We start from the raw sequence: 14,529 nt of genomic DNA, 5'->3' as shown, positions 1-14,529 counted from the left end.
GCCGATGAGCAAGATCGATGTCACCCGCATACCCCGTCACCCCGAAACCCTAACCCCCTCCCCACCACCCCCACCCCGCCCGCCCCCACCCCCGCTCCCGCTCCCCGCTCCCGCTCCCCGCCCCCCGCCCCCCCGCCCTCCGCCCTCCGCTCGCGTGATCAAGAGGTTTGCGTCACGGCAGCGCCTAGGATTGACGCAAACCTCTTGATCACTTGACGCAAACTTCTTGATCACCGGGGCGTGGGGGCGGTGGGGTCGGGGCGTCGGGTGCGGGGCCGGCAGGGGCGCGCGGGCAGGGCCGGACGAGGGCGGGGCGGGAGGTGAGGGGAAGGGCGGTCAGGAGCCGGCGAGGGGGTCGCCGGGGTTGCGTTCCGCTTCGCGGGGGTCGCCCTCGCCGGCGCGGGAGGCCAGCAGCCGACGGTACGAGGCCAGCCGGCGCGGGTCGGCCTTGCCGGCGGCCACCCAGGCGTCCAGGGCGCAGTCCGCCTCGTCCGGGGTGTGCGGGCAGTTGGGCGGGCAGTCCACCGTCCCCTCCACCAGGTCGGGGAACCCGTGCAGCAGGCTCTCGGCCGAGACGTGGGCCAGCCCGAAACTGCGGATGCCCGGGGTGTCCACGATCCAGCCCGGGTCACCGTCGCCGTCCGGGGTACGCGGCAGCCGCAGCGCCACCGCGCTGGTGGAGGTGTGCCGGCCCCGGCCGATGGCGCTGACCACGCCTACCGCCCGCAGCGCGTCCGGCACCAGCCGGTTGACCAGCGTCGACTTGCCGACCCCGGAGTGCCCCACCAGCACCGACACCCGGCCGGCGAGCAGGGCGCGCAGCGCGTCGAGGTCGGAGTCGGGCCGGACCAGCACGTACGGCAGTTCCAGTTCGGTGTAGTAGCCGACCACCTGTGCCGGGCCGGCCAGGTCGGCCTTGGTGAGGCAGAGCAGCGGCTCGATGTCGGCGTCGTACGCCGCGACCAGGCAACGGTCGATGAAGCCGGTCCGGGGCGGCGGGTCGGCCAGCGCGCTGACGATCACCAGTTGGTCGGCGTTGGCGACCACCACCCGTTCCAGCCGTCCCTCGGCGGTGTTCTCGTCGTCGTCGGCGGTGCGCCGCAGCACCGAGCGCCGCTCGGCGATCCGGACGATCCGGGCCAGTGCCCCGTCCGCGCCGGAGACGTCGCCGACCAGGCTCACCCGGTCGCCGACCACCACCGACTTGCGGCCCAGTTCGCGGGCCCGCATGGCGGTGACGGCGGCACCGTCCGGGGCGTCGGGGAGCACGCAGGTGTAGCGGCCCCGGTCGACGGCGATCACGAACCCGTCGACCGCGTCGTCGTGCCGGGGGCGGGTCCGGGTACGCGGACGTGAGGACCGGCCGGGCCGGACCCGTACGTCGTCCTCGTCGTACTCCCGTCGCTTGGTTGCCAGGACCCGCCCCCTCCGCCGTCAGCTCTTGCCGGTCACCATCGCCGACCATAGTGCCGGGAACTCGGGCATGGTCTTCGAGGTGCACGCCACGTCGTCCACCTCGATGCCGGGGACGGCGAGCCCGGCCACCGCGGCGGCGTGCGCCATCCGGTGGTCGGCGTAGGTGCGGAAGGTGCCCCCGCGTAGCGGTCGGGGCCGGATCTCCAGCCCGTCGGCGGTCTCGGTCAGGTCGGCGCCGAGCCCGGTGAACTCCCGGGCCAGCGCGGCGATCCGGTCGGTCTCGTGCCCCCGGATGTGGCCGATGCCGGTGAACGTCGACGGCGAGTCGGCAAGCATGGCGAGCGCGGTCAGCGCCGGGGTCAGCTCGCTGACGTCGGACAGGTCGGCGGTCAGGCCGTGCACGGTGCCGGTGCCCCGCACGGTCAGCCCGGCGGTGGTCAGGGTGACCTCGCCGCCCATCCGGTCCAGCAGCGAGCGGAGCTGCTCGACGGGCTGGACGCTGTTGTGCGGCCACCCCTGGAGGGTGACCTCGCCGCCGGTGACCAGGGCGGCGGCGAAGAACGGGACCGCGCCGGAGAGGTCGGGTTCGATCTCCCAGCCGCGGCCGGCGAGCGGTCCCGGCTCGACCACCCACACGTCGGGGACGGTGTCGTCGACGGCCGCCCCGGCGGCCCGCAGCATCTGCACCGTCATCCGCAGGTGCGGCGCGGAGGGCACCGGTGGGCCCTGGTGCCGGACCACCACGCCCCGGTCGAAGCGTGCCCCGGCGAGCAGCAGGCCGGAGACGAGCTGGCTGGAGGCGGAGGCGTCGATCACCACCTCGCCGCCGGTGACCCGGCCGACGCCCTGCACCACCAGGGGCAGGCTGCCGGTCTCCGGCGCGTCGATCCGGACGCCGAGCGAGCGCAGTGCGCCGATCAGCGGGCCGAGCGGCCGGACCCGGGCCTGCGGGTCGCCGTCGAAGGTGACCCGTCCCTCGGTGAGCCCGGCGACCGGCGGGACGAACCGCATCACGGTGCCGGCGAGCCCGACGTCGACGTGGGCCGGGCCGACCAGCCGGTGCGGTCGGACGAGCCAGCGGTCGTCGTCGGAGACCGAGACGTGGGCGCCCATCGCCCGCAGCCCCCCGGCCATGAGTTCGGTGTCGCGGGCGCGCAGCGGCCCGTGCAGTGTCGACGGGCCGCCGGCCAGCGCGCTGAGCACCAGGGCCCGCGCGGTCATCGACTTGGAGCCGGGGAGGCGCAGGGCGGCGGTGACCGGGTCGGTGGCGGTCGGTGCCGCCCAGGGCTGCTGCGGACGGGTGGCGGTCAGGTTTCCCACGGTCACATTCTGCCAACCCGACGGCGATTTCGAGCCTGCCGACGGGCCGACTCCCGGTGGGCGGGACAGCCGACGGCGGCGCGGGGGGTTAGCGTTGGCGTCATGTGCGGCAGGTACGCGACGACCCGGAGCTCCGGGGACCTGAGCGCGGTCTTCGAGTCGTACGACGACACCGACGGCGGGGTCCGGCCGGACCACAACGTCGCGCCGACCGACCGGGTGCCGCTGGTGCGGGTCGATCCGGAGCGGGGGCGGGCGCTCTCGGTGGGCCGCTGGGGGCTGGTGCCGCACTGGGCGAAGTCGGCCGCCGGGGCGGCCCGGATGATCAACGCGCGGGCCGAGACGGTCGCCACCAGCCGGGCGTACGCCCTGCCGTTCGCCCGCCGCCGCTGCCTGGTCCCGGCCGACGGCTGGTACGAGTGGGTGCGCCGGGCCGGCGGCGGCAAGCAGCCCTACTTCATGACCCCGCGGGACGGTTCGGTGCTGGCGTTGGCCGGGATCTGGTCGCGGTGGGAGACGACGCTCACGTTCAGCGTGCTCACCACGGCGGCGGTGGGCGAGCTGGCCGAGGTGCACGACCGGATGCCGCTGCTGCTGCCGCCCGACCGGTGGGCGGACTGGCTCGCCCCGGCCGACGACCCGGCGGCGCTGCTGGTCCCGCCGCCGGCGGACTGGCTCGCCGGGCTGGAGATCCGCCCGGTCGGTACGGCGGTGGGCGACGTGCGCAACGACGGCCCGGAGTTGACCGTCCGGGTGTCGCCGGACCGGGAACGCTCCCACGGGAACGACGCACTGTTCTGATCGCGATAGGTGACATTGGCGCGTACGAATTGCCAGAGTTCCGGGTGAAACGTCGCTCGGATCTTTTGCCATCTTTCCGGCACACCTCTTGTCTCGGTAGCCGACAGTGCGATACAACACAGCGCTGGCACTGGGAGCGTCCTCGCGCAGTGCGAACGACGCCCGTCGATCTTGCCGGTCCCACGGGGGAGGTGGGTGTGATGACCCGGGCACGTATGCCCCGACCGCACGAGGTGGCCGCCGCACGACGAGATCCGCGACTGCTCCGCGCGTTGCGGGACCGCCGTTCCGACGATGCCTGGCGGACCAGAGGTACCTGCCAGAGCGTGGACCCGGAGACGTTCTTTCCGGCGCCCAACGAACCGGCCGACGCGGCGGTCGCGCTCTGCCGTAGCTGCGACGTGCAGGGTTCCTGCCTGGCCTGGGCGCTGGAGGTGGGCGACACCCACGGCGTGTGGGGCGGCACCACGCCCCGCGAGCGCCGGGCCATGCTGGTCGCCTGGCGCGGCGAGGTCGGCGCCGACTCCGGTGCGGCCGGCGACGCCGGTCCACCGGTGCGCGACCAGTTGCTCACCCTGGTGCCGTTGAGCTGATCATCCCGCCGGCCACGGCGCAGAATGGCCGGATGTCCCGCTCCACGCAGCTCGACACCCCGCGCGGCCCGGCCCGGGTCGACACCGACCGGCCGACCGGCCCGCCGACGTCCCTACTCGTGCTCGGCCACGGGGCCGGCGGTGCGGTGGACGCCCCGGACCTGCTGGCCGTACGCGACACCGCCCGCGACGCCGGGGTGCTGGTGGCCCGGGTGACCCAGCCCTACCGGGTGGCCGGCCGCCGGGCGCCGGCCCCGGCGGGGCACCTGGACGAGGCGTGGACGGCGGTGCTGGCCGTACTGCGCCGCCGGCACCCCGACCTGCCGCTGCTGGTCGGTGGCCGGTCCAGCGGCGCCCGGGTGGCCTGCCGGACGGCCGGCGCGGTGGGGGCGGTCGGGGTCGTCGCCCTGGCCTTCCCGCTGCACCCGCCCGGCCGCCCGGAGCGTTCCCGGGCCGACGAGCTGGTCACCGGCCTGCCCACGCTGGTGGTCAACGGCGACCGGGACCCGTTCGGGCTGCCCGTCGCCGCCGGCCCGGTGCAGGTGGTCGTGCGCCGTGGCGAACGTCACGACCTGCGCCAGGACCCGGCCGGGGTGGCCGCCGCGGTGCTCGCCTGGCTGCGCACCTACCGGTGGGCCCGCTGACCGCTGCGGCCACCCGCATCGCCGGGCCCGTTCGCCGTGCTGACCACCCGTTTCCGCCCCGCCGGACCCCTCGTTGCATCCGGTGGTGCCGACCTTCCGGTTCGGGTGGTCGGGACCGTCCCTCCCAGGCCCTTCCTGGTCCCAGTCCTCCGGTAGCCGACCGGGCGGGCCGGGACCAGGAGCGGGGGCCGGCGGAATGTGCGGCCGGCGGTCGGGTGTTACGACTCCCGGACGAGGAATCTGGCGAGGGGGGTGACCGGTGCCGACCGAGACACGGAGCCGGGAGCGGGACGATCGGGACGCGCGGCAGCTCAGAAGGCTGCTCGACGGCCCGGACTGGCCGGCGGTGGGGACCGGCCCCCGGGTGGTGAGTACGGGCACACCCGGCAGAACGGAAGCTGCGGACCGGTCCGTCCGCGTATCCTCGGCGGGACAGCATCCGACGCGAGGGGATGTGCGGTTGACCACCGAGAAGACGGACGAGCGCAGGGCCCGCTTCGAGCGGGACGCGATGCCCTTCGTCGATCAGCTCTACGCCGCCGGGCTGCGGATGACGCGTAACCCGGCCGACGCCGAGGACCTGGTCCAGGAGACGTACCTGAAGGCGTACGCGGCCTTCCACCAGTTCGAGCAGGGCACCAACCTGAAGGCCTGGCTCTACCGGATCCTGACCAACACCTACATCAACTCCTACCGCAAGCGGCAGCGCCAGCCCATCCAGGCGCCCACGGAGGAGATCACCGACTGGCAGCTCGCCGAGGCCGAGTCGCACACCTCCAGCGGGTTGCGGTCGGCCGAGACCGAGGCACTGGACCGGCTGCCGGACACCGACGTCAAGGAGGCCCTCCAGCAGTTGCCTGAGGAGTTCCGCCTGGCCGTCTACCTGACCGATGTCGAGGGCTTCTCGTACAAGGAGGTCGCCGACATCATGGGCACGCCGATCGGCACCGTGATGTCCCGGTTGCACCGCGGGCGTCGTAACCTGCGCAAGCTGCTGGAGCGGTACGCCGCGGAGCGCGGCTTCAGCGCCGCGCAGCCCGCGAAGGGTTCGACCACCGCCACTGCCGGTCGGGAGGTGTGACGTGAGCTGTGGGAAGCCGCACGAGACGGACTGCCGGGAAGTGCTCGCGGAGGTCTACCTCTACCTCGACCTGGAGTGCGCCGAGGAACGCCGCTCGCTGATCCGCTACCACCTGGACGAGTGCGGGCCCTGCCTGCGCGAGTACGGCATCGAGCAGGAGGTGCGGGCGCTGGTGGCCCGGTGCTGCGGTAACGAGACCGCCCCCGACAAGCTGCGCGAGCGGCTGCGGGTACGCCTCACCGAGCTGGTGGTCTTCGAGGCCAGCGAGTCCCGCGAACTCGCCGAGTGACACCCGCACGGCGGACCCGCCGTGGACGAGACGAACGCCGGTGGCCCGGGTCGAGTCGACCCGGGCCACCGGCGTGTCCGGCGCGGGGCCGGACCTGACGTCGCGGCGGTCGCCCGCCGCAACGGCTCAGGAGTTGGGGCGCTTGCCGTGGTTCGCGCCGCTCTTCTTACGGGCCTTCTTCTTACGGGCCTTCTTCGCCATACTGACCTCCTCGTGATGGGTCCGACCCCTGCTGCGGTCGACCCGCGACCGCGTGCACGCCGCCGGCCTCCCGGCGTCGGGTCCGACCTGATGATGCTAGTGCGGCCGGCGTGCGCCGTCGTGCGCCGGGGCGGCAGGGGTACGCCGGGGTGCGCGTGGCGCTCTCCCGCCCACGCGGGGTCGGTCCGTGATTGGATACCGACGCAAGCACACCCGGTGGAGAGGGAGGGCCGTGATGGCCGAGGAGATCCGCGCCGAGATGGTGGCCAACGTGTGGAAGGTCGTCGCGTCGAGGGGGGACACCGTCTCCGAGGGGGACACGCTGGTGATCCTGGAGTCGATGAAGATGGAGATCCCGGTCGTCGCCGAGTCCGACGGGGTGGTTGAGCAGCTCGTGGTCAACGAGGGCGACGTGGTGCAGGACGGTGACCTGATTGCGGTGATCGGTTGAGCCCCGGCGACCGGTCGGCCGGGCTGCTGGTCCGGCGGGCCGTACCGGCCGAGTTCCCGGCGGTGGCCCGGTTGACCGTCGCCGCCTACGAGGCCGACGGTCAGCTCAAGGGCGAGAACGGCTACGGCGCGGTGCTGGCCGACGTGGCCGGTCGGGCGGAGCACGGCGAGATCCTGGTCGCCGTCGACGGGGCGACCGGCACGGTCCTCGGCTCGGTCACCTACGTGCTGCCCGGCAGCCCGTACGCGGAGCTGTCCGGGCCGGGCGAGGCGGAGTTCCGGATGCTGGCGGTGGACCCGGCCGCCCAGGGGCGGGGCGTGGGGGTGGCGCTGGTGCGGGCCTGCCTGTCCCGGGCGGTGGCGCAGGGCTGCACGGCGATGGTCATCTGCGTCCGCAGCGGGCTCGCCGACGCCGCCCACCGGCTGTACGCGGGGCTCGGTTTCGTGCGTACCCCGCAGCGGGACTGGTCGCCGCTGCCCGGTGTCGACCTGCTGGCCCTGCGGATGGCGTTGCCCGCCGGCCCGGACCGGCCCGCCGTCGGCTGAACGCCGTCAGCGGTCTGCCGGGCCGCCCTCCTCGATGCCGGCCAGCAGCTCGTCGGCGACCTCAAGGGCGATCTTCTTGCGTTCGTCGTCGGTGACGTCCGGGGTCCGGACGGCGAACCAGCTGCTGTGCACGGCGAACAGCACCAGTGTCGCCCGGAGCTGGGCCCGGGGGGAGTCGTCGCCGAGGCAGATCGCGTCGGCGAGCTGGTACATCCGTTCGCGCATCTGCTGACCGGCGGCGAGGCTCTTGAGCACTGTCTGGTTCTGTTCGAAGAACCGCATCACCAGGGACTGCCCGGTGCCGAACATCATGTCGGCGTACTGGCTGACCAGTTCCCGTCGGGTGGCCCGGCTGGCGGGTTGGTCGCGGGCCCAGTCGATCAGCTCGTCCATCCGGTGCAACCGGTCCTCGACGAAGCTGTTGACGATCTCGTCCTTGCTCTTGAAGTGGTAGTAGAGCGCGGCCTTGGTGACACCGAGCCGCTCGGCGATCTCCCGGAGCGAGGTCTTCTCGTACCCCTGCTCGGTGAAGAGCTCCAGGGCGACGGCCTGGATGCGCCCGCGCGTGCCGCCTGTGCTCTGAGTCACCTGTACCTACCACCCAACTCGCTTGACGGGGTCCCGCTCTCCAACTTACCGTGCGGCTAGTAAAGTGACTAGCCGGCCGGTAAGTAAGTGCTAGAGATCTCCGGGGGAGCTTACCCATGACTCAGGAAACCCAGGCGAGGGCGAAACCCAACATCCGGGTGGTGCTGTTCGGCCTCATGATCGCGATGATGCTCGCGATGCTCGACAACATGATCGTCAGCACCGCGCTGCCGCGGATCGTCAGCGAGTTCGGCGGTGTCAACCACTTCACCTGGGTGGTCACCGCGTACGTGCTGGGCACCACGGTCTCCACCCCGATCTGGGGCAAGCTCGGCGACCTCTACGGCCGCAAGGCGGTCTTCCTGACCTCGGTGGTCATCTTCCTGATCGGGTCGGCGCTGTGCGGGATGTCCGGCTCCGAGATGCTCGGCGGCACCGGCAACGGGATGGTCGAGCTGATCGCCTTCCGGGCCGTGCAGGGGCTGGGTGCCGGCGGTCTGATGGTCGGCGTGATGGCGATCATCGGTGACCTCGTGCCGCCGCGTGAGCGGGGCCGCTACCAGGGCATGATCGCCGGCATCATGGCGGTCGCCATGGTCGCCGGCCCGCTGGTCGGCGGGTTCATCACCGACAACCTCTCCTGGCGCTGGGCGTTCTACGTCAACCTGCCGCTCGGTGGCCTCGCGCTGCTGATCCTCGCCACCAGCATGCACCTGCCGAAGTACCGCACCGAGCACCGGATCGACTGGCTGGGCGCGGGCCTGCTCTCCGTCGGCATCACCGCGATCGTCCTGATCACCACCTGGGGCGGCAACGAGTACGACTGGGCGTCCGCGCAGATCCTCGGCCTCGCCGCGCTGGCCCTGGTCAGCCTGGTGGCCTTCGGCATCGTCGAACGGCGGGTCGTCGAGCCGATCCTGCCGCTCGGCCTCTTCGCCAACCGCAACTTCGCGCTGATCTCGGTGATCGGTTTCCTGCTCGGCTTCGCCATGTTCGGCGCGATGAACTTCCTGCCGCTCTACCAGCAGACCGTGCAGGGCGCCTCGGCCACCAACAGCGGCCTGCTCCTGCTCCCGCTGATGTTCGGGATGCTGGTGGTGTCGCTGGTGGTCGGCCGGGCCATCACCAGGACCGGCCGCTACCGGATGTTCCCGATCGTCGGCGGCGTCGTGATGGCCGTCGGTATGGCGCTGCTGTCCCTGCTGAAGGTCGACACCGGCAAGGTCGAGTCGTCGCTCTACATGCTGGTCCTCGGGGCCGGCATGGGCTTCCTGATGCAGACCTCGATGCTGATCGCACAGAACAGCGTGGAGCAGAAGGACCTCGGCGCGGCCAGCGGCGCGGCCACCTTCTTCCGCTCCATCGGCGGTTCGTTCGGCATCTCGCTGTTCGGCGCGATCTTCGCCAACCGGCTCGCCGACTCGCCGGCCGGCAGCGCGTTCGCCGGCGGCACCGGCGAGGGCCGGGGGATGGACCTGACGAAGCTCAAGGAACTGCCGGCGCAGGCGCGTGAGGTGGTGCTCGGCGGGCTCTCCGACGCCATCTCGCACGTCTTCTTCTGGGCGACGATCATCACGATCGCGGTGCCGGTGCTCGCCTGGTTCATCCGGGAGATCCCGCTCCGCACGGCGAACGCCGTCCCGCCGCCGGACGCCAGCGGCGAGGAGCAGGCCGAGGTCGCCCTCGGCAAGGCCCCGGTCTCCTGACCCGGTCCCGTCCGTAACGGCCGGTCCGTCCCCGCCAGGGGTACGGGCCGGCCGCGCCCGTCGTGCCCGCCTCCGTCGTGCCCGCCTCCGTGATCGACTCGCTTGGGCCGATGTTGCGGCATCAACCGGCTCGGATACCGCTACCTCGGCCCCGGGGAGTCGATCAAGCTGGGCGGGGGCCGGGGCGGCGGCGGACCAGGGCGGTGAGGCGACGCCAGGCACGGGTCAGGCGGCGGCCCCGGCGGGCCCCGGGCGGGGTGGCGAGCAGCCGGTGGGCCAGCGCGGTGGTGTCCGGGTCGACGGCCGGGGTGGCCAGTGCCAGGTGGGCCAGGGAGACGGCGATCGGCACCGCCCGGCCCTGCGCGACGGCCGCCACGTCGGCGAGCCGCTCGGCCACCAGGCCGGCCACGTCGGGGCGTACCGTCGGGTCGATCCAGGCGGCGGTGACCAGGGCGAACAGCGCCGCCTCGGTGATCCAGTCCTCCACGCCCCAGATCAGTTCCACCAGCACCCGGCGGCGGGTCGAGGTCGCCCACGGCTCGTCGGTGCGGTGGTGCAGCAGGCCGAGGCAGGCCCAGACCTGCACACACCGGACCCACAGCGACGGGTCCTGACCGCTGAGCACCCGGCCCAGCGCGGTCGGTGGCGCGTCGGGCGGGTGCACCAGCAGGCCCAGCAGGTCGGCCAGGTCCAGGGTGGCCAGCCCGACCGCGGCGTCGTACGCGGCCGGTGGGTGCGGCCAGGCGGGGTGGGCCAGGTGGCGTACCCGCTCGGCGGCGGCCGGGGACGGGGTGGGCAGGGCCGGCGCGGCGGTGGTGCCCTCGTAACGCCAGAGCCGGTAGCCGGTGTCCCGACGGGGCTCGCGGGGGTCCGGCTCGGCCACCCCGGTCACCTCGACGTGCAGGCCGGGCACGGCGGCGGCGACGGTACGCATCGCGCTCGGCGGTTCGACCGTGTCGAGGCGTACCGCCGCGTCGGGGAAGCCGTCGGCGGCGAGCGCGCGGCGCAGCGCGTCGACCATCGCGCCGGTCGCCGGGGTGACCTGCCCCAGCCAGGGGCGTCCCCGGCAGGACTCGGCGAGGTCGGTGTGCTCGTGGCTGTCGTCGGGGTGGTCCCGGGTGAAGTCGGCGAGGTCGACCAGGTGTGCCACGTCGCCGTCGCGCAGGAACCGCAGCCGGTGCGCGGTGTGCACCGCGCAGTCGAAGGTCGGGTCGCGGGTCAGCGCCCGGTCGATCCAGCCGAGGGCCTCGTCGAGCCGGCCGTGGTCGGCCAGGGTGCCGGCGATGTCGGCGTAGACGGCGAGGTCGTCGGGGTCGTGCCCGACGGCCCGTTCCAGCGCGGCCAGGGCGTCGCGGGTCCGCCCGGCGCTGCGGTAGGCGTACCCGAGCCAGACCTCGCCGAGCTTGGACGGTGCCTCGCGTACCCCCCGGCTGGCCCAGGTGACCGCGAGGGTGACCTCGCCGAGCCGCCGGGCCAGCGCGGACGCCGCGCCGAGCAGCAGCGCGTGCCGGGGGTGCGCGGCGACTGCGTGCCGGGCCAGGGTGAGGTACGGCGTCAGGGGCGCCCGCCCGGCGCGGGGGACCGGGTCGGGCACCGCGGCGCAGACCTGCATGAGGATCCGGGCGCAGCGGTCCGGGTCGAGCCGTTGGGCCAGCTCGGGGGCGGTGACCCAGGGCACCCCGGCCCAGTCGACGCCGGGGGCGTGGCCGGTGGCGGCGACCAGCAGGTCGAGCCCTTCGGCCGGGCGGCCGGCGGCGGCGAGCAGGTGGGCGCGGGCGACCACGGCCCCGACGTGGGCCCGTTGGCCGAGCGGGAAGAGGTCGAGGTCGCCGCCCGAGGCGGCGGCGATCCGGGTGAGCGTCTCGTGCGTGTCGGGCAGGGTCGGTGCCAGCACCAGCGCGGCGGCGAGGTGGTCGGCGGCGTGGGCCAGGTCGCCCTCGTCGAGCGCGAGCCGGGCGAGGGCGAGTTCCTCGGCCGCGGTCAACGCGGGTGGCTCCTCCGACACGTCGGCCTCTCGCTAGCAGGGGGTTGCCAGGGCTGGGCAAGCGTAGGGGATACCGGCAACAGGTGCCGATCTTCTGCGCGTTAGTGCGCGATGGATTGTCGATCAGGACTCAATCGTGCAAGACTGAACATGAAACGCGCGGCATTCGCGCAGCGAAGGGAGTCTCCGTGACGCAGCCAGGGGCCGGCATGGCCGCCGACATCGCCGAGCAGCCGGCCGGTTACGCGCGGCTGCTCTCCACCGAGCACGCCGCGGCGATCGCCCGGGTCGCGGCGGTCGTCGCCCGACGCCGCCCCCGGCACGTGGTCTTCACCGCCCGCGGCACCTCCGACCACGCCGCCCTCTACGGGGCGTACCTGACCGAGATCCGGCTCGGGCTGCCCGCCGGGCTCGCCTCGCCCAGCGCGGTCACCGTCTACGGGGCCCGCCCCGACCTCTCCGACGCGCTCGTCGTCGGGGTCAGCCAGAGCGGCGGCTCACCTGACCTGACCGAGGTGCTGCGCACCGCCCGCGACGCCGGCGCGCTCACCCTGGCGGTCACCAACGACCCCGACTCGCCGCTGGCGCGGACCGCCGAGCTGGGCGTCGACATCGCTGCCGGGCACGAGCGGGCGGTCGCCGCCACCAAGACGTACACCGCCGAGCTGCTCGCCCTGCTGCTGCTGGTGGAGGGCATCCGGGCCGGGGACGGCGTGCTGCCGGCCGACCAGCGGGCCGCCCTGGAACGCCTCCCCGAGCTGGCCGAGCGCACCCTGGCCGACCCCACCCCGACCCAGCTCGCCCCGCGGTACCGGTTCGCCGGCCAGCTCGTCACCACCGGCCGGGGGTACGCGTACCCGACCGCCCGGGAGGCGGCGCTGAAGCTGATGGAGACGTCCTACCTGCCGGCGCTGGCGTTCTCCGGCGCCGACCTGCTGCACGGCCCGCTGGCGATGACCGACCCGGACGTGCCGGTGCTGGCCGTGGTCGGCTCCGGCCCCGGCGGCCGGTCCATGGGCGAGGTGCTGCCCCGCCTCGGCGAGCGGCGGGCCGACGTGGTGGTGGTCGGCTCGGCCGAGGTCGAGGGGGCCACCCGGATGGCGGTGCCCGAGGTCGACGAGCGGTACGCGCCGCTGCTGGACATCCTGCCGTTGCAACGCCTCGCCCTCGCCCTGGCGCTGGCCCGGGGTGAGGACCCGGACGCCCCGCGCGGACTGAAGAAGGTCACCGCGACGATGTGACCCGGCCCTGCCAGCGCGACGGCGTCCGGGTGGGCGTGGCACGCTGTGTCTCGTGTCCACGCTGCGCGACCTCGCCGAGGAGCACACCCAGCTCCGCCCGGCCGACATCGACCACCTCCACCGGATCGCCGGCGACTGGCAGCTGCTGTCCGACCTGTCCTTCGCCGACCTGCTGCTGTGGGTGCCGGTGGACGCCGACGGCACGTTCCTCTGCGTCGCCCAGGTCCGCCCGACGACCGCCCCGACCGCCTACCTGGACGACCAGGTCGGCCGGATCGTGGGCGGGCCGGAGGTGGCGCACCTGGAGGTCGCCTACCGGCAGGGCCGGATCTGGCGGGAGGGCGACCCGGTCTGGTACGGCGACGTGCCGGCCCGGCACGAGGCGATCCCGGTGCGGCTGCGGACCGCCGACGGGGAGGCCGGCGAGGTGATCGCGGTGGTCGGCCGGGACACCAACCTGTCCACCGCCCGCACCCCCAGCCAGCTGGAGCTGAACTACCTCACCACCGCCGACGACCTGGCCCAGATGATCGCCGACGGCACCTTCCCGCCGCCCCGGCACCCGGGCGAGACCACCTCCGCGCCCCGGGTCGGCGACGGGCTGGTCCGGCTCGACGCGGGCGGCAAGGTCACCTACGCCAGCCCGAACGCGCAGTCGGCGTACCGCCGGTTGGGGTACGCCTCCCACCTGGTGGGCGAGGACCTGGCGAAGCTGCACCGCCGGCTGGCCAGCGACCCGCTCGACGGCACCGAGGCGGCCAACGGCATCCTCGCCGCGCTGCGTGGGGAGGGCCCGCCGCGCCGGGAGATCGACGCCCGGGGGGCGACGATGCTCACCCGGGCCCTGCCGCTGATGCCCGCCGGGGTGCCGATCGGCGCGCTGGTCCTGGTCCGCGACATCACCGAGGTACGCCGCCGCGACCGGGCCCTGATCACCAAGGACGCCACCATCCGGGAGATCCACCACCGGGTGAAGAACAACCTGCAGACCGTCGCCGCCCTGCTGCGCCTCCAGGCCCGTCGGGTGTCGATGCCGGAGGCCCGGGTCGCCCTGGAGGAGTCGGTACGCCGGGTCGCCTCCATCGCCCTGGTGCACGAGACGCTCTCCATGTCCAGCGACGAGGCGGTCGAGTTCGACGGGATCGTCGACCGGGTGGCGAGCGCGGCGACCGAGGTGGCCGCGACCGAGGTGAGCGTCGGGATGCGCCGTACCGGCAGCTTCGGGGTGCTGCCCGCCGAGATCGCCACCTCGCTGGTGATGGTGCTCAACGAGTTGCTGCTCAACGCCGTCGAGCACGGCTTCCCGCCGGCCGAGGAGGGCGACGAGGCGGTGGAGCCGGCGACCCGGCCCGAGGTGGTCGTCTCGGCGCACCGGCAGCGCAAGCAGTTGCACGTCTCGGTGACCGACAACGGGCGCGGGCTGCCGGCCGAGTTCGACGCCGACCGGGGTGGGCGGCTCGGGTTGCAGATCGTCCGGGCCCTGGTGACCGGGGAGTTGCGGGGCAGCATCGAGCTGCGTCCCGGCCCGACCGGCGGCACCGAGGCGGTGCTGGTGCTCCCGCTGGCGAAGGGCTGACGACGCTCGGCGACGCACCGGTTTCCCACCGGTGACGTTCCGGTGAATGTGAGTAGTGCTACGCACGATCTGCGGCCCGGTGGGGCTTTCGAT

15 protein-coding genes are annotated in these 14,529 nt (G+C 73.8%); 10 read left to right on the top strand and 5 right to left on the bottom strand.

The window, feature by feature from the left end; translation table 11 throughout:
* Positions 1-336 precede the first annotated feature (336 nt).
* On the bottom strand, positions 337-1,269 hold the full coding sequence (gene rsgA / locus B5D80_RS23105; RefSeq protein WP_088646028.1) for a ribosome small subunit-dependent GTPase A: 933 nt from the start codon (positions 1,267-1,269) through the stop codon (positions 337-339).
* Positions 1,270-1,434: 165 nt separating this feature from the next.
* Positions 1,435-2,736 carry a 3-phosphoshikimate 1-carboxyvinyltransferase gene (gene aroA, locus B5D80_RS23100; protein ID WP_088646029.1) on the bottom strand — a complete coding sequence of 434 codons (1,302 nt, stop codon included), beginning with the start codon at positions 2,734-2,736 and terminating at the stop codon, positions 1,435-1,437.
* A 102-nt stretch (positions 2,737-2,838) separates the two neighbouring features.
* On the opposite strand from aroA, the gene B5D80_RS23095 reads away from it, so the two are divergent.
* The 5 genes from B5D80_RS23095 to rsrA all read left to right on the top strand — a co-directional run bounded on the left by B5D80_RS23095 (position 2,839) and on the right by rsrA (position 6,144).
* Positions 2,839-3,537 carry an SOS response-associated peptidase gene (locus B5D80_RS23095; protein ID WP_088646018.1) on the top strand — a complete coding sequence of 233 codons (699 nt, stop codon included), beginning with the start codon at positions 2,839-2,841 and terminating at the stop codon, positions 3,535-3,537.
* A 200-nt stretch (positions 3,538-3,737) separates the two neighbouring features.
* Positions 3,738-4,130 carry a WhiB family transcriptional regulator gene (locus B5D80_RS23090; RefSeq protein ID WP_088646027.1) on the top strand — a complete coding sequence of 131 codons (393 nt, stop codon included), beginning with the start codon at positions 3,738-3,740 and terminating at the stop codon, positions 4,128-4,130.
* 32 nt (positions 4,131-4,162) lie between these two features.
* Positions 4,163-4,774: an alpha/beta hydrolase family protein gene (locus B5D80_RS23085; RefSeq protein ID WP_088646017.1), complete on the top strand. Its 612-nt coding sequence runs from the start codon at positions 4,163-4,165 to the stop codon at positions 4,772-4,774.
* A 259-nt stretch (positions 4,775-5,033) separates the two neighbouring features.
* A complete protein-coding gene (locus tag B5D80_RS23080; protein WP_088646016.1) occupies positions 5,034-5,855 on the top strand; it encodes a sigma-70 family RNA polymerase sigma factor in 822 nt (273 codons plus the stop codon).
* 1 nt (position 5,856) lies between these two features.
* Positions 5,857-6,144 (top strand): mycothiol system anti-sigma-R factor, encoded by a 288-nt coding sequence (gene rsrA / locus B5D80_RS23075; protein WP_088646015.1) that lies wholly within the window; start codon positions 5,857-5,859, stop codon positions 6,142-6,144.
* A gap of 126 nt (positions 6,145-6,270) precedes the next feature.
* Here rsrA and B5D80_RS35150 read toward each other — a convergent pair whose 3' ends face one another.
* A complete protein-coding gene (locus B5D80_RS35150; protein WP_369700219.1) occupies positions 6,271-6,345 on the bottom strand; it encodes a 50S ribosomal protein bL37 in 75 nt (24 codons plus the stop codon).
* Positions 6,346-6,580: 235 nt separating this feature from the next.
* Between B5D80_RS35150 and B5D80_RS23070 the strand changes: the two genes are divergently transcribed.
* Positions 6,581-6,796: a biotin/lipoyl-binding carrier protein gene (locus B5D80_RS23070; RefSeq protein WP_088646014.1), complete on the top strand. Its 216-nt coding sequence runs from the start codon at positions 6,581-6,583 to the stop codon at positions 6,794-6,796.
* Entirely contained in the window at positions 6,793-7,341 is a 549-nt protein-coding gene (locus tag B5D80_RS23065; RefSeq protein ID WP_088646013.1) for a GNAT family N-acetyltransferase, read from the top strand. The genes B5D80_RS23070 and B5D80_RS23065 overlap by 4 nt, the downstream gene beginning before the upstream one ends.
* Positions 7,342-7,347: 6 nt before the next feature.
* Here B5D80_RS23065 and B5D80_RS23060 read toward each other — a convergent pair whose 3' ends face one another.
* Complete coding sequence (locus B5D80_RS23060) at positions 7,348-7,929, bottom strand: TetR/AcrR family transcriptional regulator (RefSeq protein WP_088646012.1); 582 nt, start codon at positions 7,927-7,929, stop codon at positions 7,348-7,350.
* Positions 7,930-8,045: 116 nt separating this feature from the next.
* On the opposite strand from B5D80_RS23060, the gene B5D80_RS23055 reads away from it, so the two are divergent.
* A complete protein-coding gene (locus B5D80_RS23055; protein ID WP_088646011.1) occupies positions 8,046-9,635 on the top strand; it encodes an MDR family MFS transporter in 1,590 nt (529 codons plus the stop codon).
* Between the two features lie 163 nt (positions 9,636-9,798).
* Here B5D80_RS23055 and B5D80_RS23050 read toward each other — a convergent pair whose 3' ends face one another.
* Positions 9,799-11,640, bottom strand: coding sequence for a tetratricopeptide repeat protein (locus B5D80_RS23050; RefSeq protein WP_088646010.1), 1,842 nt, complete (start codon positions 11,638-11,640; stop codon positions 9,799-9,801).
* A gap of 188 nt (positions 11,641-11,828) precedes the next feature.
* On the opposite strand from B5D80_RS23050, the gene B5D80_RS23045 reads away from it, so the two are divergent.
* On the top strand, positions 11,829-12,860 hold the full coding sequence (locus B5D80_RS23045) for an SIS domain-containing protein (RefSeq protein WP_088646009.1): 1,032 nt from the start codon (positions 11,829-11,831) through the stop codon (positions 12,858-12,860).
* A gap of 52 nt (positions 12,861-12,912) precedes the next feature.
* Entirely contained in the window at positions 12,913-14,436 is a 1,524-nt protein-coding gene (locus tag B5D80_RS23040; RefSeq protein ID WP_088646008.1) for a sensor histidine kinase, read from the top strand.
* Positions 14,437-14,529 lie beyond the last annotated feature (93 nt).

Source organism: Micromonospora wenchangensis (assembly GCF_002210435.1).
GTDB lineage: Bacteria > Actinomycetota > Actinomycetes > Mycobacteriales > Micromonosporaceae > Micromonospora > Micromonospora wenchangensis.
This window is presented reverse-complemented; position numbering and strand designations above follow the sequence as displayed.

Coding starts and splice junctions, on each gene's coding strand:
- B5D80_RS23055 (WP_088646011.1), top strand. CDS start 8,046: ATGACTCAGGAAACCCAGGCGAGGGCGAAACCCAACATCCGGGTGGTG.
- B5D80_RS23045 (WP_088646009.1), top strand. CDS start 11,829: ATGGCCGCCGACATCGCCGAGCAGCCGGCCGGTTACGCGCGGCTGCTC.
- B5D80_RS23085 (WP_088646017.1), top strand. CDS start 4,163: ATGTCCCGCTCCACGCAGCTCGACACCCCGCGCGGCCCGGCCCGGGTC.
- B5D80_RS23070 (WP_088646014.1), top strand. CDS start 6,581: ATGGCCGAGGAGATCCGCGCCGAGATGGTGGCCAACGTGTGGAAGGTC.
- B5D80_RS23095 (WP_088646018.1), top strand. CDS start 2,839: ATGTGCGGCAGGTACGCGACGACCCGGAGCTCCGGGGACCTGAGCGCG.
- B5D80_RS23090 (WP_088646027.1), top strand. CDS start 3,738: ATGACCCGGGCACGTATGCCCCGACCGCACGAGGTGGCCGCCGCACGA.